A 21,726-nucleotide genomic window follows, 5' to 3' on the forward strand; every position below is an offset into this window, starting at 1 on the left:
AAGCAGGTCGGCCGCCGGCCGGTCAGTCGAACAGCGGCTGCCAGCGGCCGTCGAAGCCGCCGTTGGCGGGCAGGTGCCAGCCGGGCGGCAGCCACGTGCCGACCTCGCGGCTCCGGGCGTCGTCGATGCCGCCGGAGTGCACGAAGTACTCGTGCTGCCGCCAGTACGCGCCGTGCGAGGCGGGGTCGCCGCTGACCGCGCCGCGCGTGCGGCCGAGGCTGTCCACGCCGGTGCCCGCGAACCCGCCGAAGTCGTCGCTGCCCGACGGCGTGTCCTCGTCCAGCTCGGCCGAGTAGGCGCCGAAGAACCACGCCTTGGACAGGTAGCCCTCGCGGCCGTCGGTGAGGTCGGACGCGGCGTTGTCGCGCGATTGGTTGTAGAACCGCCGGCGCCCGGTCCCGATGCCCAGCGCGGGCGTCTCGAACCACACGTCCACGACGTCGGTGTCCAGCCAGTGCCGCCGCCAGTCGCCCTGCGACCAGTGCGACGGGACGATGTCGGCGAGGTCCTGGAGCTCGTAGGTCAGCCGCTTGACCGCCGGCCACCGCACCGTGGTGCCGTTGTCGACCCGGCTGGCCTGCGTCGCGGCGTTGGCGCCGGTCAGCGGCACCGCCCCGAGCGCGGCCACCGCGCCCGCCGAGCCGCCGGGCACGAACGCGTAGTGCACGTTGCGGTCGTCGCCCGACCCGGAGATGCCGACCTCCGCCTCACCACCGGCCAACCGCCCGGCGATCTCCGACCACGGGTCGGTGACGTAGCGCAGCTCGTGCCCGTGCGGGCCGATGTCCGGCAGGTCGAAGTCGCTCTCGTCGGCCTGCCACAGCAGCAGGTGGCGGCCGGTGGCGGTGTCCAGGAACCGCACGTCCGGGTCGGTGGACCGGCGCATGACGTGGTCCTTGTGGTGGGTCACGGTGGCGTTGGCGAAGGACTCGCCGGCGGACCCGGGGGTGCCGGTCACGCCGCGCACCACGATCTCGACGCGCTCCCAGTCGTGGATCTCGTCGCCGTCCTTGTCGGCGGCGTTGTAGACGTGGTAGAGCAGCACGAGGGACTTGGCGCCGCCCTCGGTGAACTCCAGCAGCGCGGTGTAGAGGGTGGGCCGGACCTGCCAGTCCGGCAGCGCGCCCGCGACGTGCTGGTCGACCTCCAGCCAGTGGGCGCGGTTGGTGGCGTAGTCGCCGTCGCGGTCGAAGTCGAAGTTCGTCAGCCAGTCGCGGCCCTGCTTGCCGTTGTTCTCGTCGCCGCGCTTGAGGACGACCGGCGCGTAGTGCGACAGGTAGGCCCGGCGCTGGGCCGCGGTCAGGGTCCAGGCGGCCGGGACCTGCTGAGCCGACACCTGCTGAGCCGACACCTGCTGAGCCGACACCTGCTGAGCCGACACCTGCTGCGCCGACACCTGCTGAGCCGACACCTGCTGCGCCGAGACCTGCTGCGCCGACCTCTGCTGGGCCGACGTCTGGTGGGGCGCCACGAGGAACGTGGCCAGGACCGCGGTGGTCAGGGTGAGCACGCGGAGTCTCATGCGCCGATGGTGCTGCGCCGCCGGGCGCGTCGCGCGCACGGCGGCGCCGGGGGTTCGGGATCACGCGCGGAGGGGCCCCGCCGGCCGCCGCCAGTGGTGTGGGCGGGGCCCCGTCACGTCACCGGCCGGGGTCCGCCCGCCGGTGGCCTGGTGGCGGGGACCCACCGGGGTCCCCGCCGCTGTTCACGGGTTCAGGCGAAGGTCCACTTCTGGTTGGCCGCGCCCGTGCAGGTCCACAGCTGGAGCCGGGCGCCGTCCACGCTGGTGTTGCCGGTGACGTCGACGCACTTGTTCGCCGCCGGGTTCACCAGGTCGCGGCCCGCCGTGGCGGTCCACTGCTGGTTCGGGGTGCCGCCGCACGACCACAGCTGGAGCTGCGCGCCGTCGCCGGTGCCCCGGTCCTTCACGTCCAGGCACTTGCCCAGCGCGCGGACCGTGCCGTCGCCGGGGCGGGTCCACTGCTGGGCCGCGGAGCCGTTGCAGGTGTAGAGCTGCACGGCCGCGCCGTCGGCGCTGCTGCCGCCCGCGACGTCGACGCACTTGCCGGCCAGGCCGGTGATGGTGCCGCCGACGGGCTGGGTGCCGCCGCCCGGGGTGCCCTGCCAGGTGAACGTCGCCGTGGTGCGCGCGGGCAGGGTGTAGGTGAACGCCTGGTTGCCCCAGTTCACCCGGATCGACTGGGCCGACGTGCCGCCGTTGTGGGCGATCAGCGCCTTGGAGCCGTCGGGGTTGCGGTAGGCCACGTTCTGCACGGTGCCGTTGGCGGTCGAGTCGATCCGGTGCGCGCCGGGCCGGACGAACTTGGTCAGGTGCCCGGTCGTGTAGTACTCGATCGTGTTGTCCACCTGGCCGGCCCGCGAGCCGCCCTCCTGGACCGTGACCAGGCCGGTGCAGGTGCCGCAGCCGCCGTTGTGCGGGCCCATGTTCTGGTTCAGCGCCAGGCTCCACTTGACCAGGCTGGAGCTCCAGTTGCGGGCGTAGTTGACGATGTCGGCCATGTCCTCGTTGTGCTGGTTCGAGATCCACGTGCCGCCGGAGTGCTCGGTGCTGAACTGCTTCACGTTCGGGTACTGGTTGTGGACCTGCGTGCCCACGGCCGGGTCACCGAAGTAGCCGTGCCAGGCGATGCCGCCGAACAGGGGGTCGTTGCGCACGGCGGCGTCGTTCAGCACGCCCGAACCGAAGTTGGCGTAGTCGCCGTAGTTCCAGTCGTGCACCAGCACCTTGGTGTTGATGCCGGCCGCGCGGAACGCCGGGTAGAGGTTGTTCTTGGTGAACTCGGCCAGGCCCGCCGGGTTCCAGCTCATGCCGGGGTAGTTCATCGCGGTGGGGTTGGACGCCTGGCAGCAGTTCGGCTCGTTCTGCACGGACACGTAGTCGACCGGGATGCCCGCCGCCTGGTAGCTCTGCACGTACTTCACGAAGTACTGGGCGTACATCGGGGCGTACTCCCACTTGAGCCAGCCCATCTGGTCCATGCGGCCGTTGTCCTTCATCCAGCCCGGCGCGCTCCACGGCACGCCCTTGACCCGCAGCTGCGGGTTGAGCTGCTTGGCCTGCTGCGTCAGCAGCCGCACGTTCGTGTCGTAGCCGTTGGCGCCCCAGTCGTTGAGGTCGCAGCACGTGTCGTCCAGGGACACGTTGCCCGGCCGGGACAGGTCGGACGCCCCGATCGGGTTGCGCACGAAGGACAGGCCGATGCCGTCGACGGGGTGGAACAGCCTGCGCATCACCGCGTCCCGGGTGGCCGCGGAGACCGCGCCGCCGCGCAGCAGGTGGGCGGTGGTGTCGGTGATCGACGCGCCGCCGCCCTCGAACTGCTGGTAGCGGGTGTTCTCGTTGACGGTGATGGTGTGGGTGGCGCTGCCGCCGCTGGTGCCGAACGCGACGGACGGCTGCTGGGCCAGGCCCCGGGTGACCACCCGGCCGCCGCTGTCGGAGGTGGTGGTCAGGTGGACGTTGACCGTTTCGCCCGCGGCGACCGCGGCCGGTGAGGGCACGGCGGCCACGGCGGCGGCCGCGGTCAGGGCGGCTATCGCGGCGGTGGTGAAAGCCCGATGGCGGGTAGAGGGCACCTCGGACTCCTTTCACGACGGTGTGGGCAGGGTTCCGGCGGCTGTAACAAATGGAACTTTTGTGGAACGTGTCCGCAAGTGAAAGGAAACAATGGGTCGGTACCCGTGTCAAGGCCGCGCATTCAGCCCGGTAAATACCGGAAAAAGCCGCTCGGTCAGGAGTTCCGCGCGGGTCCGGTGGAGGCCCTGACCACCAGTTCCGTGGCCAGTTCGACGTGCAGCGCCTCCAATTCGTGCCGGTCGAGCAGGCGCACCAGCAGCGTCACGGCCATCCGGCCCATCTCCTGCAACGGCTGCCGCACGGTGGTCAGCCCCGGCACCGCGGCCCGGCTCAGGTCCAGGTCGTCGAACCCCGCGACCGACACGTCACCGGGCACCGACAGGCCGCGTTCCCGGGCCGCCCGCAACGCGCCGACGGCCATCTTGTCGTTGAACGCCACCAGCGCGGTCGGTCGTTCGGGCAGGTCCAGCAGCTCGCCGGCGGCCGAGTGGCCGCGCTCGTCGGTCGGCTCGTCCACGTGCCGCAGCAGCTCCGGCGACGGCAGCACGCCCACGTCCGACAGCGCCGCCGCGTACCCGGCGAGCCTGCCGTCGCTGGCCTGCCAGTCCCGCGGGCCGCCGAGGACGCCGATGCGCCGGTGCCCCAGCTCCACCAGGTGCGCCATCAGCCGCCGCGCGCCCGCGAAGTGCGCCGCCGACACCGAGGCCACGTCGCGCGGCAGCTCGGTGCGCGGGTCCACCACCACGAACGGGAAGCGCCGGTCCCGCAGCCGGACCAGCTCGTCGGCCGGCTCCGGCGGCAGGATCAGCACCGCGCCGCCCACGTCCGCCCGGCCGGCCAGGTCCGGCAGCACCCGCGCCCGCTGCGCCGACGTGCCCGCGTCCAGCACCACCTGGTGGCCGTGCAGGGCCAGCGTCTCGGCCACCGAGGACACGATCAGTCCGAAGTAGTCGGTGAGCAGGTACGGGCAGCGCACGTAGATGGAGCCGGTCGGCTTGGCGCCGCGCGGCCTGGGCGCCCGCGCGCCCAGCTGGTCCACCGCCCTGAGCACCAGCTCGCGGGTGTGCTGGGCGACGTTCGCCTGGCCGTTGAGCACCCGGGAGACGGTGGCGATGGACAGCCCCGTCGCCCGCGCCACGTCCCGCACCGTCGCCCTGCTCATGCGCACCCCCGTTTTCCACAGTTGTTTCACGATGTTACAGCCGCTCGGGGTGCACCCCGACCTTCGTTTTGAGGGGTCGGCGGTGCGTGCGCGCGAGCGCGAACTTCGGCAGGCTGTCCGGATGACCACCTCCGAGGCACCCGCGCGGATCGCCGTCACCGGGCTCGCCGTCATGGGCAGCAACCTGGCGCGCAACCTCGCCCGGCACGGCTACCGCGTCGCCGTGCACAACCGCACCGACGCCCGCACCAAAGCACTGATCGAGGAGCACGGCCACGAGGGCGACTTCGTCCCCGCGGGGACGCTGGAGGAGCTCGTCGCGAGCCTCCAGACCCCGCGCCAGATCATCATCATGGTCAAGGCGGGCGGCCCGACCGACGCCGTCATCGACGAGCTGGCGCCCCTGCTGGAGCCCGGCGACATGGTGATCGACGGCGGCAACGCCCACTACGCCGACACCCGCCGCCGCGAGGCGAGGCTCAGGGAGGCCGGGCTGCACTTCGTCGGCAGCGGCATCTCCGGCGGCGAGGAGGGCGCGCTCAACGGCCCGTCGATCATGCCCGGCGGGTCGGCCGAGTCCTACCGGCACGTGGGGCCCGTGCTGGAGGACATCGCGGCCAAGGTGGACGGCGTGCCGTGCTGCGTCCACGTCGGACCGGACGGCGCCGGGCACTTCGTGAAGATGGTGCACAACGGCATCGAGTACGCCGACATGCAGCTCATCGCGGAGTCCTACGACCTGCTGCGCCGCGTCGGCGGCATGACGCCGTCCGGGATCGCGGAGGTCTTCCGCGGCTGGAACAGCGGCGACCTGGAGTCCTACCTGGTGGAGATCACCGCCGAGGTGCTGGGCCACGCCGACCCCGACACCGGCGTGCCGCTGGTCGACGTGATCGCCGACGAGGCCGAGCAGAAGGGCACCGGCCGCTGGACCGTGCAGGAGGCGCTGGAGCTGGGCGTGCCGGTGACCGGCATCGCGGAAGCCGTGTTCGCCCGCTCGCTGTCCGGGCGGGTCGAGCAGCGCGAGGCCGCGCGCGACGCGTTCGGCGCCTCGGAGGTGCTCGCCTCCGAGCAGCTCGCGGGCGGGCTGGTCGAGGACGTGCGGCAGGCGCTCTACGCGTCCAAGGTCGTGGCGTACGCGCAGGGCTTCGACCAGATGCGCGCGGCGAGCGCCGAGTACGGGTGGGACCTGGACCTGGGCGCGATGGCCACCATCTGGCGCGGCGGCTGCATCATCCGGGCCCGGTTCCTCGACCGCATCCGCGAGGCGTACGACAAGAACCCGGAGCTGGCGTCCCTGCTCGTGGACGACTACTTCCGGGACGCGGTGCGGGCCGCCGAGGCGGCGTGGCGGCGGGTCGTCGTCGGGGCGGTCCAGGCGGGCGTGCCCGCGCCCGGCTTCGTGTCCGCGCTGGCCTACTACGACGCCCTGCGCTCGGAGCGGCTGCCCGCGTCGCTGGTGCAGGGGCTGCGGGACTTCTTCGGCGCGCACACCTACCGGCGGACCGACCGCGGGGGCAGCTTCCACACCCTCTGGTCGGGTGACCGGTCCCAGGTGGACGGCTGATCCCGGGGCTGTCGACGGCGGCCGGGGGCGTGACCGCTCCCGGCCGCTTGACCGCTCTGGCTGTTTGACCGCTCTGGCTGTTTGACCGCTCTGGCTGTTTGACAGCTCTGGCTGTTTGATCGCTCCCGGTGCTCGATCGGTCCGGCTGCCTGACCGCTCCGGTGCTCGACCGCTCCGGTGCTCGACCGCTCCGGTGCTCGACCCGCCACGGCCGACTGACTCGCCGGCCGTGGCGGGCCGCCGCCACTCCAGCCCTGCCCGGCCGCCGCCACTCCGGCCCCGGCCTGCTCCACCGCGGCGTGCCGGCCCGCCCGGCCCTCACCCGCCATCCTCCCCGGCAACCCCGTCACCAGCCGTGACGAGCGGCCGTTGATCAACACGTCCGGGTGGAACCGCTGTCAGATCGCCCACATCGTCGTCATGATGGTGTCGACGCTGACCTTCAGCAACGCGGCTGTGCCGACACGTCCACTGTGCCGACACGGAGGTGCCACCGTGGCGACCACCCACCACCGCGCCGGGGCCGAGCGCCGACTCGTCACCCCCCGGCCGCGACCTCCGCTGCCCTTAGCCGCGCGCTGACCCCGCCGCCCCGACCGCCGCCCCGTCCACCGCGCCGGGTCCCGCGGCCCTCGGCCCTCGGCCACCGCGCCGGAACTCCCCCCACCCCACCGCGACCCGCGCACGTCCGCGCGGGCCGACCACCCCCTGCTGCCTGGAAGGACCACGAGATGAACCGTCCGCGCCCCACCAAGTCCCACGCCGGCGAGCACACCACGGCCGGCCCACCGGGAGGGCTCGCCGCGGTGCTCCGCCACGACCTGCCCGCCTCGGTGGTGGTGTTCCTGATCGCGGTGCCGCTGTCGATGGGCATCGCCGCCGCGACCGGCGCGCCGCTGGTGACCGGTCTGGTCTCCGCGGTCGTCGGCGGCCTGGTCGCGGGCGCGCTCAGCGGTGCGCCGCTGGCCGTCAGCGGGCCGTCGACGGGCATGGTGGTGATCACCGCGGGCATCGTCGCGGAGCACGGCTGGGCCGCCACGGCCGCCATCACGCTCGCCGCCGGTGTCGTCCAGGTGGCGTTCGGCCTGCTCAAGCTGGGGCGGGTGGCGCTGTCGCTGTCACCGGCGGTGGTGCACGGGATGCTCGCCGGCCTCGGCTTGAGCATCGCCGTCGGCCAGCTCGCCGTCGTCCTCGGCGGCACGGCCGCCACGACCGTGCCCGACAACCTGGCGCGGATGCTGACCACCGGGGTGAGCTGGGACGCCGTGCTGGTCGGGACGCTCACCGTCGCGGTGATGCTGCTGTGGCCGCGCCTGCCGCGGGCGGCGCTGGTGCCCGCGCCGCTGGTGGCCGTGCTCGCCGTGACGCTGGCGACCGGCGGGCTCGACGTGGCGCGCGTCGACCTGCCCGACGACCCGCTGTCCGGGCTGGTGCTGCCGCGGCTGCCCGCGGGGAGCCTCGGCGGCGTGGTGTTCGCGGTGCTCACGGTGGCCGTGGTGGTCAGCGTGGAATCGCTGCTGTCGGCCGTCGCGATCGACCGGCTGCACGACGGGCCGCGCGCCGACCTCGACCGCGAGCTGGTCGCCCAGGGCGCGGCCAACGCGGTGGCGGGCGCGCTGGGCGGGCTGCCGGTGTCCGCGGCGATCGCGCGCAGCTCCGCCAACGTGGCGGCGGGCGGGCGCACCAGGGCGTCCGCGGTGCTGCACGGCCTGTGGATCGCGGTGTTCGTGCTGGCGCTGGGGGCGGTGCTGGAGCTGATCCCGCTGGCCGCGCTGGCGGGTGTGCTGCTGGTGATCGGGCTGCGACTGGTGGGCGTGCGGTGGATGCGGGCGCTGTGGCGGCACGGCGAGTTCAGCGCGTACGCGGTCACGGTGGTGGGCGTGGTGGTCCTCGGGTTGGTGGAGGGCGTGCTGCTGGGGGTCGCGGTGGCGGCGGTGCGGTCACTGCACCGGTTGACCCGCGCGACGGTGCGCGTGGAGGCCGAGCCGGACGGCTACCGGGTGGTGGTGCGGGGCTCACTGGTGTTCCTCGGCGCGGGCCGGCTGGTGCGCGGGCTGCGGTCGGTGCCGCTGGGGCAGCGCGTGCTGCTGGAGCTGCACCTCGACTTCCTCGACCACGGCGCGTACGAGGCGATCGACGAGTGGCGCACCGGCTACGAGCGGCTGGGCGGGCAGGTCGAGGTGGACGAGGTGCACGACACGTGGTTCAGCAAGGCCACGCGCGGCATCCCGGCGCTGCGCAAGACCCCGCTGTCGCCGCTGCCCAGGTGGTTCGCGCCGTGGTCGCACTGGCAGCGGCAGCGGGCGGTGACCGTGCCGAGGCAGCGCGACGACGCCGACCCGATGATCCGCGGCATGGACGAGTTCGAGCGCACCACGGCGCCGCTGGTGCGGCCGTTCCTGGCGGAGCTGGCCGAGCGGGGGCAGCGGCCCCGGCAGCTGTTCATCACCTGCGCGGACTCCCGGGTGGTGCCGAACCTGATCACCACCAGCGGGCCGGGCGACCTGTTCTGCGTGCGCAACATCGGCAACCTGGTGCCGCTGGGCGGTGACGCCTCGGTGGGCGCGGCGATCGAGTACGCGGTGGAGGTGCTGGCGGTCGAGACCGTCGCGGTGTGCGGCCACTCGGACTGCGGCGCGATGAAGGCCCTGCTCAACGGCTCCGCCCGGCCGGGCTCGCAGCTGCACGAGTGGCTGCGCGCCGCCGAGCCGAGCCTGATCCGCTTCCACGCGGGCGAGTCGGACCTGCCGGTGCTCGAACACCTGGCCGTCACCAACGTCGCCCAGCAGCTGGACAACCTGATGACCTACCCCGCCGTGCGCGAGGCCGTCGCCGCGGGCGCGCTGCGCCTGGTGGGCATGTACTTCGACATCTCCGCCGCCCGCGTCTACCTGGTCGACCCGGCCCAGGCCGCCCTGCGCCCGGTCCGCGCCTGACCGCGAGTCGAACGCTCAGGCCCACCGTGTCGAACGCTCACGACCCCCGAGTTCAACACTCAGGACCGACCGGGGGTGCGCGAACGCAGAATTCGGTGGGTCTGAGCGTTCGACACGGTCGACCGGAGCGTTCGACACGGTCGACTTGAGTGTTCGACACGGTCGACTTGAGTGTTCGACTCGCGCGGGGGTCAGCCGGCTCGGCGGGCGTGTTCGCGGCGGCCGGAGGGCTCGTCGTCGAAGACGGTGAGGCAGAGCTGGGTGGTCAGGTAAGCGCGGCACGGGGACGGCAGCCGGCGGCTCCACCAGCGGGTGCGGCAGGTGGGGCAGCGGCCGCGGTCGTCGGGGGTGTGCTCGTCCAGGAGGGCCTTGACGGCGGCCACCACCCGCGGCAGCTCGCTGCGGGCCAGGTCCGCCGCGGTCTCGTCGTCGCCGGTCGCCGCGAGGCGCACCAGCGTGGCCAGGTGTTCGTGCAGGGACTTGTCGAGCTGGCTGAAGACCGTGCCGGACACCCTCAGCGCTCCTTCCGGGGGGCTCGTGTGCTCCAGCAGCCTGCTTCCGTTCCCCGGCCACCTGCAAGTTGCGTTACACGAATGGATGACGCCCCTTTGCTCCATCCGCGCACCGCCACAGACTGGGGCTGATCAACGGACTGGGAGCTGGTCAACGTCCCACGAGGAGGTGCGGATGTCCCGGGGGAGCAGCCCGACGCTGCGCAAGCGCCGGCTGGTCAGCGAGCTGCGCAGGCTGCGCGAGGCGGCCGAGCTGACCATCGAGGAGGTCGGCGAGCGGCTGGAGTGCTCCGCGTCGAAGATCAGCCGGATCGAGACCGGCCGGGTCGGCGTCACCCCGCGCGACGTCCGCGACATGCTCGCCGCCTACGGCGCGGACCCCGACACCCGCGACGAGCTGGTGCAGCTGGCCCGCGAGGCCCGCCGCCGGGCCTGGTGGGACGAGTTCGGCGACATCGCGCCCGGCCGCTACGTCGGGTTCGAGGCCGACGCCGAGTCCGTGCGCACCTACCAGGGCCTGGTGGTGCCCGGCCTGCTCCAGGACGAGGACTACACCAGGGCGCTCATCCGCAACGTCCTGCCGGGCGCCGCGCCGGCCGAGGTCGACCGCCGGGTCAAGCTGCGCAAGGCCCGCCAGGCCCTGCTGACCGAGGACGACCCGCTGCGCCTGGACGTGGTCGTGGACGAGGCGGCGCTGCGCCGGCTGGTCGGCGGCCGGGCGGTGATGGCGGCCCAGGCGCGGCGGCTGAACCAGGTCGGCGCGCTGCCGAACGTCACCCTCAGGGTTGCTCCTTTCGCCGCCGGCGGACACGCCGCAATGGACGGCCCTTTCGTGATTCTCACATTTCCGGGGAAACTCGACCCGGACGTGGTATACCTCGAAAGCGCAAGGAGTGACGTCTATTTGGAACAGCCCACCGACGTCGCCAATTATTCCAACATGTTCGAGCGGCTCTGCGCGGGATCGCTCGACCCGGCGGCCTCGGCCGCCCTGATCGAGCAGGTGGCGCACGAGCTCACCTGAACGAGGGGTGAACTGCCATGCAGCGAGAGTGGCGCAAGAGCAGCCGGTCGTCCGCGGGCGGGCCGGAGTGCGTGGAAATCGCGCTCGACCCGACGTGCGCCGGCGTGCGTGATTCGAAGAACCGAACGGGCGGTGAGCTGGGCTTCGGTTCGGCGCAGTGGTCGCGGTTCGTGTCGACCGCGAAGGACGGCGCATTCGACCTGGGCTGAACGACGCAGCGGGGTGGGGCGCGGCGGCGCAACGGCGGAAGGCGAAAAGGGCAACGGAAGAGCGGAGCGGAAGAGCGGCGGAATGGAATAACACGAGAGCGGGAGAACGGAAGAGGGGAACGGTCGAGGGGCGTGCCGGGGGGTGCGCCCCCGACTTCTGCCCGGGGTCCGTGCGACCGGGGTCTGGCGCTGCTGCCGGCGTCCACCGCGGTGACGACCGCGCCCCGGTTCCCGCCCGCCTCGATCGCGGGCGCGGTGAGCCGGGCGGCGCTGCGCATCGGCATCGGCTCGGCCGGAGGAGGCCCGGAGGAGGCCCGGGAGCCGGAGGGGGTCGCCCGAGGCGTCCGACGCGAAGGGGCCGCGGTCGGGGGTTCGGTCCCGACCGCGGCCCCGTTCACTGGGGGAGGGCAAGGGAGTCGAGCCACCCCCTACCGGGTGGCCCTCTCCGGTGGTCCTGAGGGACGAGGGCGGGCCGGCGTTCCGCCGCCGCGGGCTGGATGCCCCTTGCACGCCGGCACGCCCTCGTCGTTCTCGGAGACGGCCCGTGTTCGGCCGTCTGGTCCAACCTGCCCCACCGGGGTTCGCCCTGTGTGGTTGGTCGGACACGCTTAGCGTAAGAATGCGGCTACAGGACGACTGGAGCCCGACTGGAGTGATCTCCCGGGCTCCGTCGTGGCGAGGTACTCCGGTGGGGGATTCGGTCGGTGGACAAGGGTGGCGGGGAGCACTTGCGGTTCGAGGTGCTCGGCCTGCTCAGGGCGGTGCGCGGCGGCGCGGAGGTGGACCTCGGCGCCGCCAAGCAGCGCGCCGTGCTCACGGTGCTGCTGCTGGCCCGCAACACCCCGGTGAGCCGGGACCAGATCATCGGGGCGGTGTGGGGCGACCACCAGCCCAGCAGCGCGGTCAACCTGGTGCAGACCTACGTGGCCGGCCTGCGCCGCGCCCTGGAGCCCAGCCGCGCCCGCCGCGCGCCGGCCGAGCTGCTGACCTCCGTCGGCGACGGCTACCTGCTGCGGGTCGAGCCCACCGCGGTCGACCTGGACGACTTCGAGCGCGGCGTGGCGGCCGCGAACCGGCTGCGGGCCGCCGGCGACCTGGTCGCGGCGGCCGCCGCGCTGGAGGAGGCCCTCGGCCTGTGGCGCGGCGAGCCGCTGGGCGGGGTCGCGGGCCTGTTCGCGGAGGTCGAGCGGGGCCGGCTGGTGGAGCGCCGGCTCGCCGTGCTGGAGGAGCGCGCGGAGCTGATGCTGCTCATCGGGCGCGGCGCGGAGCTGGTGCCGGCGCTGACCTCGCTGGTGGCCGAGCACCCGCTGCGCGAGCGCGGCCACGGCCTGCTGATGCGGGCGCTGTGCCAGGCCGGGCGGCAGGCGGAGTCGCTGGCCGCCTACCGCGAGGCCCGCCGGGTGCTGGTGGCGGAGCTGGGCGTGGAGCCCGGCCCGGAGCTGCGCAAGCTGCACCAGGCCGTGCTGGCGGGCGACAACCCGGAACCGGAGCCGCCGACCCGGCCGATGGTGCTGCCCGCCGCCGAGCCGGTCCAGGCGGTCCCGATCACGCCCGCGCAGCTGCCCCGCGCGTCGGTGTCCCTGATCGGGCGCGACGCGGAGCTGGCGCGGCTCGACGGCCTGCTGGCGGGGCACCCGGACGGCGGGCTGGTGCTGGTGGTGACCGGTCCGGCGGGGGTCGGCAAGACGGCGTTGGCGCTGCACTGGGCGAACCGGGTGCGCGAGGACTTCCCGGACGGCCAGCTCTACGTCGACCTGCACGGCTACGACCCGAACCGGGAGCCGCTGGGCGCGGGCGAGGTGCTCAACCGGTTCCTGCGCGCCCTGGGCGTGCCGTCGCCGGACATCCCGGTGAGCGTGGAGGAGCGGTCGGCGCTGTTCCGCACGCTCATCGCGGACCAGCGGATGGTCGTGATGCTGGACAACGCGCGCGGCTCGACCGAGCTGCTGCCGCTGCTGCCCGGCCCGCCGTCGTGCGTGGTGGTCACCTCGCGCCGGCGGCTGGTCGGCCTGGTCGCGCACGCCGAGGCCCGGCTGGTCGAGCTGGACATGCTGGACCTGGACGCGGCCGTGGCCGTGGTGGGCCGGGTGGCCGGGCGGGACGGCGCGGAGTCCGCCGCGCTGCGCCGGCTGGCGGTGCTCTGCGACGGGCTGCCGCTGGCGCTGCGGATCGCCGCGGCCCGGCTGGCGGTCTCGCCCGCGCTGAAGGTCTCGGAGCTGGTGGCCGAGCTGGACGACGAGCACGGCCGGCTCGCCGCGCTGGGCCTGGAGGACGAGGACTCGACGGTGCGGGCGGCGCTGGACGCCTCGCGCCGGGCACTGTCGCCGCTGCCCGCGCGCCTGCTGGCGCTGCTGGGCCTGCACCCCGGGCCGGAGGTGACGGCGTTCGTGGTCGCCGCCATGGCGCGCGTGCGGGTCGCCGAGGCCCAGCGCGCCCTGGACGCGCTGACCGCCGCGAACCTGCTGTCGGCGACCGAGGCCGGCCGCTTCGGCGCGCACGACCTGGTGCGCGTCTACACCAGGACGCTGGCCGCCGAGCTGGACGCCGCCGAGCGGCGCTCCGCCACCGGCCTGATGCTCGACTACTACCTGCACTGCGCGGACCTGGCGGACGGGCGGCTGCCGGTGGCGCGCGGCAACAGCGTGCGGGTGGCGCCCGAGCGCCCGCCCGCCGAGGTGCCGAAGCTGGCCGGCTCCGCCGAGGCGTTCGCCTGGCTGGACGCCGAGCAGGGCAACGTCATCGCCGCCGCCGAGCTGGCCGCGGAGGGCGCGGAGCGGGCGTGGCTGGTGCACGCCTGGCAGCTGCCGTACACGCTGTCGCGGTTCTTCTGGCTGCGGGCCGACCGGTCGACGTGGCTGCGCACCACCGAGACCGCGCTGAAGGCGGCCACGAGGCTGGGCGACCCCGAGGCGAAGTTCGTGATGCTGTTCAACTCCGGCATCGCGCTGGCCCAGTTCGGCCGGGTGGACGAGTCGCTGGCCCGGCACCGCGAGGCGCTGGAGGTGGCGCGGGCGTCGGGTGACGCGAACGCGCAGGCGCGGGCGCTGACCACGGTCGCGGACATGCTCCAGGGCCTGGGCCGGGTGGACGAGTCGGAGGCGTCCTACCGGGAGGCGCTGGAGGTGAGCCGGGCGGCCGGGTCGCGCTGGGCCGAGGCGAACGCCCACCACAACCTCGGGCTGCTGCACCTGGCGTCGTGCCGGTACGGCGAGGCGGAGAAGTGGCTGCGCACGGCCGTGGGCATGTACCGGGAGGTCGGCGAGCAGTGCGGCGAGTCGACGTGCCACACCGACCTGGCCATGGTGCTGCTGGAGTCGGACCGGCACTCGGAGGCGCTGGCGTCGGCGCGCACCGCGCTGTCGGTGGCCTCCGCGGCGGCCAGCCCGTACCACCAGGCGGTGTCGCACGACCGGCTGGCGGTGGTGCTCGACCGGCGGGGGCAGCCGGGCGCGGTGGCGCACTGGCAGCGGGCGTTGGCGCTGTTCACGGAGCTGAACGCGCCGGAGGCGGACCAGGTGCGGGCGCGGTTGGCGCGGGCGCGGGCGGGCACCGCGGTCTGAACCGCCGTGATCGGTTCAGTGGTCTGGACCTATTGCCAGGAAGGTCTAGACCTATTTACGTTCACGACGCTGCGTCGAGGTCGCCGCCTGGTGCAGGAGGTACCCGTCGTGTCCCGAAGAAAGCTGTTGCCGCTCCTGGCTTCCCTGGTCACCGCGGCCGGGTTGGCCGTGGCGGTCCTGTCCCCGACGACGGCCGCCGCCGCCGGTGAGGAGTGCCGCCCCGACGGCCTCCACCAGACGCCCGGCGTCGCCGTCCCGTACTGCTCGGTCTACGACACCGAGGGCCGCGAGCAGATGGGCGCCGGCCACGCCCGCCGCGTCATCGGTTACTTCACCAGCTGGCGGACCGGCCGCAACGGCACGCCCGCCTACCTGGCCACCGACATCCCGTGGACCAAGGTCACCCACCTCAACTACGCGTTCGCGCACGTCGACGCGCGGAACCGGGTGTCCGTCGGCCCCGACGGCCCGGACAACCCCGCCACCGGCATGACCTGGCCGGGCGTCGAGCTCGACCCGACCCTGCCCTACCGGGGGCACTTCAACCTGCTCACCAAGCACAAGAAGCAGCACCCGAACGTGAAGACGCTGATCTCCGTGGGTGGCTGGGCCGAGACCGGCGGCTTCCTCAACCCCGACGGCACGCGCAACGCCAGTGGCGGCTTCTACAAACTCGGCGCGCAGCCCCAGGCCACCGTCGACGCGTTCGCCGACTCGGCCGTGGACTTCATCCGGGAGTACGGCTTCAACGGCGTCGACATCGACTACGAGTACGCCACCTCGAACAACCACGCGGGCAACCCGGACGACTCCTGGATCTCCAACGCCAACCGCGGCACGCTGTGGGCCGGCTACGAGAAGATCATGAAGACGCTGCGGGAGAAGCTGGACCGCGCCTCCGCCCAGGACGGCAGGCACTACCTGCTCACCGCGGCCGTGCCCGCCTCGGGCTGGCTGCTGCGCGGGCAGGAGGCGTACCAGGTCACCCGGTACCTGGACTACCTCAACATCATGTCCTACGACCTGCACGGCTCGTGGAACCACTTCGTCGGCCCCAACGCGTCGCTCTACGACGACGGCAAGGACGGCGAGCTGGCCGCCGGCGGCGTCTACACCGCGCCGCAGTACGAGGGCATGGGCTACCTGAACACCGACTGGGCCTACCACTACTACCGCGGCGCGATGCAGGCCGGCCGGATCAACATCGGCGTCCCGTTCTACAGCCGCGGCTGGCAGGGCGTCACCGGCGGCACGAACGGCCTGTGGGGTCGCGCGGCGCTGCCCGACCAGGCGAAGTGCCCGCCCGGCACGGGTTCCGCGGTCGGCTCGACCACCCCGTGCGGCAACGGCGCGGTCGGCATCGACAACCTGTGGCACGACAGCACCGCGGGCGGCGCGGAGGTGCCCAGCGGCGTGAACCCCATGTGGCACGCCAAGAACCTGGAGCACGGCATCACGCCGGACTACCTGGGGCAGCACGGCCTGGACCCGGCCAACGACCCGACCGACCGGGTGACCGGCACCTACCGCAGGCACTACGACAGCACGCTCACCGCGCCGTGGCTGTGGAACGCCGACAAGAAGGTCTTCCTGTCGACCGAGGACGAGGAGTCCATCGCGGCCAAGGCGAAGTACGTGGCGGACAAGGGCATCGGCGGCATCATGATCTGGGAGCTGGCCGGCGACTACCGCTTCGACGCGGCCAAGGGCCAGTACACCGTCGGCGACACGCTGCTCACCAAGATCGACGAGGGGCTGCGCGGCGCCGCGCCCTACGGCAACCGCAAGGCGTCCGGCGCCACGCCGACCGACGTGCTGGACGTGTCCGCCACCGTCTCCGGGTTCGCCCTCGGCGACAGCAACTACCCGATCACGCCCAAGCTCAGGATCACCAACAACTCGACCACCACGGTCCCCGGCGGCACGAAGATCGGTTTCGACTACGGCACCAGCGCCCCCGGCAGCATGGCCGACCAGTCCGGGTTCGGGCTGCGGGTCACCGCCAAGGGCCACTCCGGTCCCAACGTCGGCGGCCTGAAGGGCGACTTCCAGCACGTCGAGCTGACCCTGCCCACGTGGCAGCCGCTGGCGCCGGGCGCCTCGGTGGAGGTCGCGCTGAGCTACCAGCTGCCGATCGCCTCGCCGTCGAACTTCACCCTGACCTTCGGCGGCAAGTCCTACGCCATCGCCTCCGACCACCCGCGCGCCGGAGCCCGCGGCCCCGACCCGACCACGACCACCACGACGACCACGACCAGCCAGCAGCCCAGCTGCACCACGCCCGCGTGGGACCGCGCCAAGGTCTACAACGGCGGCAACGAGGTCTCGCACGGCGGCAAGCGCTGGCAGGCCAAGTGGTGGACGCAGGGCGACGAACCGGGCGCCGGCGGCGAGTGGGGGGTGTGGCGCGACCTGGGCGCCTGCTGAGGATTCCCGAGTCCCCCTTACCCGCCGCCTGCCCACCCCTTACGGCGGCGGGTAAGGGAACCACCCCCTCGGACCACGTGGATCCCCGGTGCCCGCACGCGTCGCGCGGCGGCGGGCGGCGAGATGAGGACGAGCGGGAACAGCCCCTGTGAGCCGGTTCGAGGTGCGACAACACGCCTGGTGCGGCACGCCTCGGTGCCGGAGTTCCCCTGGTGGCGCGCAACCGGGAGCTGACCAGGCTCCGCGTCGCCCTCGACGAGGCCGCCCGCGGCGAGGCCGGCGCGGCGCTGGTCGCGGGCGACGCGGGCGGTGACCGGCGGGTGCCCCGGACGCCGACCGAAGTGCTCCTGGGCCGGGTCGAGCGCCTCGGCGCGGACGCGCGGCACGTGGTGCGGGTCGCGTCGGTCGGCGAGCGGTCGGTGCGCCACGACCTGCTGCGCGACCTTGCCGGGATGGGCGACGCGGTGCTGGACGGCGCGCTGCGCGAGGCGGTGCGGCACCACGTGCTGCTGGTCGAGCGGGGTGAGGTCCACGCGTTCCGGCACGCGTTGCCGCGCGAGGCCGTGCACGGCGACCTGCTGCCCGGCGAGCGGGTGCGGCTGCACGCCGCCTACGCCGACCGGCCGGCGCCCGCCGACGGGCGCGGCGCGGCGGAGGCGCTGGCCCACCACAGCCTGGAGTCGTACGACCTGCCGCGGGCGCTGCGGGCCTCGGAGGCGCTGCTGGGCGCGGACCACCGACCCGAAGCCGTGGCCAACGCCCTGGACCGCGGCCTCCTCCCCTCCCCAACCAACCCCGCGAGTCGTACGTCCAGACCTCGCGAGTCGTACGTCCAAGACCCCCGAGTTACACGTCCAGGACCCCCGAGTTACACGTTCGCGTCGGTTGGGGCGGGGCTGTCGGGCGCGCGAATGTAGAACTCGGGGGTCCTGGACGTACGACACGGTCGACCTGGACGTACGACTCGCGCGTTCTGGACGTACGACACGCAGGGCCTGGACGTACGACTCGCGGGTCAGACTGGAGGGGGACGGTGGGTCAGACCCCAGGGGTAGGGGGATGTGGGCGGCGGGGTGACGACTGGGTAGGAGGAGTGGATTTAGCTTCGTTCCCGTTGGGTTGGTCTAGGGAATGAGGGAGCATGTCCGCACTGGTGTCCGACATCGGGACCGGCACCGCCGCCGCGGCCGCGAACCTGGTGAAGGTGTACGGCAAGGGCGACACGGCGGTGCGGGCGCTGGACGGCGTCAGCGTGGCCTTCCAGGCGGGTCGGTTCACCGCCATCATGGGCCCGTCCGGGTCCGGCAAGTCCACCCTGATGCACTGCCTGGCCGGGCTCGACAACGTCGACGAGGGCGCCGTGCACATCGGCGGCACGGAGATCACCTCGCTGGGCGACAAGGAGCTGACCAGGCTGCGCCGCGACCGCGTGGGCTTCGTCTTCCAGGCGTTCAACCTGCTGCCCACCCTCTCCGCGGAGCAGAACATCCTGCTCGGCCTGGAGCTGGCCGGCCGCAAGCCCGACCGCGAGTGGTTCGACACGATCGTGGACGTCCTCGGCCTGCGCGACCGCCTCAAGCACAAGCCCAGCGAGCTGTCCGGCGGCCAGCAGCAGCGCGTGGCCTGCGCCCGCGCCCTGGTCGCCCGCCCCGACGTGGTCTTCGCCGACGAGCCGACCGGCAACCTGGACTCGCGCTCCGGCGCGGAGGTCCTCGACTTCCTGCGCATGTCCGTGCGCAAGCTCAACCAGACGGTGATCATGGTGACGCACGACCCGGTCGCCGCGTCCTACGCCGACCGCGTGGTCCTGCTCGCCGACGGCCGGCTGGCCGGCGAGATCCAGGACCCGACCGCCGACTCCGTGCTGTCCGCGCTCAAGCACCTGGGGGCGTGACCCGATGCTGCGCACGATCATCGCGGGTCTCCGGGCCCGCACCGCGCGGCTCGTGCTGTCCTCGATCGCCATCGCGCTCGGCGTCGCGTTCGTCACCGGCACCCTGGTGCTCGGCGACGCGATGAACGCGAGCCTGCGCGACGAGTTCGCCCGCAGCGCCCGCAACGTCGACGCCGCGGTCACCCTGTCCGGCACCACCGACGCCAGGGGCCTCACGCCCCAGCAGTTGGACGCCATCCGCCGGGCGCCGGGCGTGGCGGGCGCCGACCCGCGCAACAGCGCCCCGGTGCCGCTGATCGCCGCGAACGGCAAGGCCAGGCAGGCGTACGCCACCCCGCTGGCCACCACGCCCGAGCTGCGCGAGTACGACCTCGACCAGGGCCGCTACCCGGACGCCGACGACGAGATCGCGGTCGACGCGCGCACCGCCGAGTCCGCCAAGCTCACCCTCGGCCAGTCCGTGGAGCTGCTGGGCGAGGACGAGTCGCGGCGCTCGTACACCCTGGTCGGCACCTACACCCAGGGCGGCTCCGAGATCGCCATGATGGGCGGGGACCACCTGGTCCTCACGCCCACCGCCTTCACCGGGTTCAGCCGCGACGAGCTGCCGTACGAGGTGGTGGTCGCGGCCGCGCCCGGCGTCTCGCAGCAGCAGCTGGTGGACGACGTCCGGGCCGCCGTCGGCGCGGACGGGCTCAGCTTCCGGACCGGTGAGGAGATGACCCGGGCGCAGCTGGCGCAGATCAGCTCGCAGGCCGGGGAGTTCACCGCGGTGCTGCTGGCGTTCGCGCTGATCGCCCTGGTCGTCGCGTCCATGGTCATCTACAACACCTTCACCATCCTGATCGCCCAGCGCACCCGCGAGCTGGCGCTGATGCGCTGCGTCGGCGCGAGCCGCGGCCAGGTGTTCCGCGGCGTGCTGGCCGAGGCCGTGGTCATGGGCCTGGTGGCGTCGGTGATCGGCCTGCTCGGCGGCCTGGGCGTGTCGGCCCTGCTCCAGAAGGTGATCAACTCCTTCAACGGCGGTTCGGGCGAGGTGCTCCTGCCGGTGGCGGGCACGACCGTGCTCGCCGCGTTCGCGGTCGGCACCGTGGTGACCGTGCTGGCCGCCGTGCTGCCCGCCCGCCGGGCGACCCGGGTCGCGCCGGTGGCCGCGCTGCGCAGCCAACTCGACAGCGGCGAGGAGGTCGCCCGCACCGGCGTGCTGCGCGTGCTGACCGCCGTGCTGCTCACCGCGGTCGGCGTCGGCGCGATCGCCTACGGCCTGAGCCTGAACGGCGACGAGGTCGCGGCCTACATCAGCGGCGCGGGCACGATGGCGCTGCTCGGCGCGGTCCTGGTGCTCGGCCCGCTGCTGGTCGGCCCGGTCAACCGGGTGCTGGGCGCGCTGCCCCGGGCGCTGCTCGGCGTGCCCGCCAAGCTGGCCTCGGCCAACGCCGGCCGCAACCCCAAGCGCACCGCCGCGACCACGGCCGCGCTGATGATCGGCGTGACCATCGTGTCCCTGGTGACCGTGGTCGCCAACAGCGCCCGGGAGACGGCGAACGCCCAGGTCGACGAGCGGATGCCCGCCGACTACACGGTGACCTCCTCGGTCTGGGACCGCCCGCTGCCCGAGGAGCTGGCCGACCGACTGGCGGCCGTGCCGCAGGTCGCGGAGGTCGCGCCGACCACCACCGTCTACGCGGACCGCGCCTACTTCACCGGCATCGGCCGCGAGGCGCTGGGCAGCCTGTTCCGGCCCGTGGTGGTCAGCGGTTCACTGGACGACCTCGTGGACGGCACGGTCGCGCTGCGCCAGGAGTACGCGGAGGAGCAGGGGCTGGCGGTCGGCTCGACGCTCGTGGTCAAGGGCATGGGCGGCGGCGAGCAGTCGCTGCGGGTGGTCGCCGTGGCCACCGGCAACCGCCTGGCCGACGGCGTGATGACGCTGGAGACCTCGCGGCGGTTCGAGAGGACCGCCGAGGGCTACGAGAGCATCATGATCAAGCTCCGGGACGGCGCGGGCGACGGCCGCGCGGCGATCGAGGCCATCACCGACGCCTCGCCGCTGGCGGTGCTGGACAGCGCGGCGGAGACCAAGGAGCAGCTGAGCGAACAGCTCGACCAGGTGCTGGCGTTCATCTGGGCGCTGATCGGCCTGGCCGTGGTGATCGCCCTGTTCGGCATCGCCAACACGCTGACGCTGTCGGTGCTCGAACGCACCCGAGAGTCGGCCCTGCTGCGGGCGCTCGGCCTCACCAAGGGGCAGTTGCGGCTGATGCTGGTCGTCGAGTCGATCCTGATGGCCCTGATGGGCGCGGCGATCGGCCTGGCGCTGGGCGTCGGCTTCGGCTGGGTGATCAACCGGGCGGTGTCCTCGGACGACGTCTCGATCGACCTGGTCGTCCCGTTCGGGCAGCTGGGTGTGATGCTCCTGGCCGCCGTGGTGGCGGCGGTGCTGGCCGCCGCGCTGCCCGCCCGGCGCGCCGCTCGGACCTCGGTGATCGCGGGGATCGCCGAGGCGTGACCCGCGGTGGCCCGCCTCCTCGTCGGGGGAGGGGCGGGCCACCGCGGGGGAGCAGGGGAATGGGGGAATGGGAGCGGCGGGGAGCGGGAAAACTTCCGGCCCGCGCGTCCCGCCGGGCCCCCGGGGCCCTCTAACCAGGTGCGGGGTGGCCCGAGCGAGGGCCGGGCCACCCCGCCTTTGTGATCACCTGCTGTGACAACCGGGTCACGCGTGGCACACGGAAGCGCTTCAGAAAGTTACGGAACGATGTCGTAGTCCCGGTCCCCGTTGACATCCCGGCCCGCTCGCCCAAGTGTGAGAGCGCTCTCATGAGAGCGCTCTCATGTCG

13 protein-coding genes are annotated in these 21,726 nt (G+C 73.4%); 9 read left to right on the forward strand and 4 right to left on the reverse strand.

The features are described 5' to 3' along the window. Window positions 1-22: 22 nt before the first annotated feature. The 3 genes from ACFP3R_RS37875 to ACFP3R_RS07045 form a co-directional block, all read right to left on the reverse strand. Window positions 23-1,522 carry a hypothetical protein gene (locus tag ACFP3R_RS37875; RefSeq protein WP_465269985.1) on the reverse strand — a complete coding sequence of 500 codons (1,500 nt, stop codon included), beginning with the start codon at window positions 1,520-1,522 and terminating at the stop codon, window positions 23-25. A 191-nt stretch (window positions 1,523-1,713) separates the two neighbouring features. Further along, the gene (locus ACFP3R_RS07040) at window positions 1,714-3,597 is read right to left on the reverse strand and encodes a ricin-type beta-trefoil lectin domain protein (protein WP_380633944.1); all 1,884 of its coding nucleotides are present in this window, start codon (window positions 3,595-3,597) and stop codon (window positions 1,714-1,716) included. A gap of 155 nt (window positions 3,598-3,752) precedes the next feature. Next, window positions 3,753-4,760, reverse strand: coding sequence for a LacI family DNA-binding transcriptional regulator (locus ACFP3R_RS07045; RefSeq protein ID WP_380633945.1), 1,008 nt, complete (start codon window positions 4,758-4,760; stop codon window positions 3,753-3,755). Window positions 4,761-4,881: 121 nt separating this feature from the next. Between ACFP3R_RS07045 and gndA the strand changes: the two genes are divergently transcribed. Both gndA and ACFP3R_RS07055 read left to right on the forward strand, forming a co-directional pair. Then, window positions 4,882-6,327: an NADP-dependent phosphogluconate dehydrogenase gene (gndA, locus tag ACFP3R_RS07050; protein WP_380633947.1), complete on the forward strand. Its 1,446-nt coding sequence runs from the start codon at window positions 4,882-4,884 to the stop codon at window positions 6,325-6,327. 731 nt (window positions 6,328-7,058) lie between these two features. Beyond that, window positions 7,059-9,263, forward strand: coding sequence for a SulP family inorganic anion transporter (locus ACFP3R_RS07055; RefSeq protein ID WP_380633948.1), 2,205 nt, complete (start codon window positions 7,059-7,061; stop codon window positions 9,261-9,263). 191 nt (window positions 9,264-9,454) lie between these two features. Here ACFP3R_RS07055 and ACFP3R_RS07060 read toward each other — a convergent pair whose 3' ends face one another. After that, window positions 9,455-9,775, reverse strand: coding sequence for a hypothetical protein (locus tag ACFP3R_RS07060; protein ID WP_380633950.1), 321 nt, complete (start codon window positions 9,773-9,775; stop codon window positions 9,455-9,457). Window positions 9,776-9,950: 175 nt separating this feature from the next. On the opposite strand from ACFP3R_RS07060, the gene ACFP3R_RS07065 reads away from it, so the two are divergent. The 7 genes from ACFP3R_RS07065 to ACFP3R_RS07095 all read left to right on the forward strand — a co-directional run bounded on the left by ACFP3R_RS07065 (window position 9,951) and on the right by ACFP3R_RS07095 (window position 21,398). Further along, window positions 9,951-10,799 carry a helix-turn-helix domain-containing protein gene (locus tag ACFP3R_RS07065; RefSeq protein WP_380633951.1) on the forward strand — a complete coding sequence of 283 codons (849 nt, stop codon included), beginning with the start codon at window positions 9,951-9,953 and terminating at the stop codon, window positions 10,797-10,799. A gap of 17 nt (window positions 10,800-10,816) precedes the next feature. Beyond that, window positions 10,817-11,008, forward strand: coding sequence for a DUF397 domain-containing protein (locus ACFP3R_RS07070; protein ID WP_380633952.1), 192 nt, complete (start codon window positions 10,817-10,819; stop codon window positions 11,006-11,008). A gap of 704 nt (window positions 11,009-11,712) precedes the next feature. Further along, complete coding sequence (locus tag ACFP3R_RS07075; protein ID WP_380633954.1) at window positions 11,713-14,568, forward strand: AfsR/SARP family transcriptional regulator; 2,856 nt, start codon at window positions 11,713-11,715, stop codon at window positions 14,566-14,568. Window positions 14,569-14,676: 108 nt separating this feature from the next. Continuing rightward, on the forward strand, window positions 14,677-16,995 hold the full coding sequence (locus ACFP3R_RS07080) for a chitinase C-terminal domain-containing protein (protein ID WP_380633956.1): 2,319 nt from the start codon (window positions 14,677-14,679) through the stop codon (window positions 16,993-16,995). Window positions 16,996-17,207: 212 nt separating this feature from the next. After that, window positions 17,208-17,912, forward strand: a complete 705-nt coding sequence (locus tag ACFP3R_RS07085; RefSeq protein ID WP_380633957.1) for a hypothetical protein — start codon at window positions 17,208-17,210, stop codon at window positions 17,910-17,912. A gap of 224 nt (window positions 17,913-18,136) precedes the next feature. Beyond that, on the forward strand, window positions 18,137-18,889 hold the full coding sequence (locus tag ACFP3R_RS07090) for an ABC transporter ATP-binding protein (protein WP_380633959.1): 753 nt from the start codon (window positions 18,137-18,139) through the stop codon (window positions 18,887-18,889). Window positions 18,890-18,893: 4 nt separating this feature from the next. After that, window positions 18,894-21,398, forward strand: a complete 2,505-nt coding sequence (locus ACFP3R_RS07095) for an ABC transporter permease (protein ID WP_380633960.1) — start codon at window positions 18,894-18,896, stop codon at window positions 21,396-21,398. Window positions 21,399-21,726: the final 328 nt, after the last annotated feature.

The sequence above is a fragment of the Saccharothrix lopnurensis genome (assembly GCF_042658445.1).
GTDB lineage: Bacteria > Actinomycetota > Actinomycetes > Mycobacteriales > Pseudonocardiaceae > Actinosynnema > Actinosynnema lopnurensis.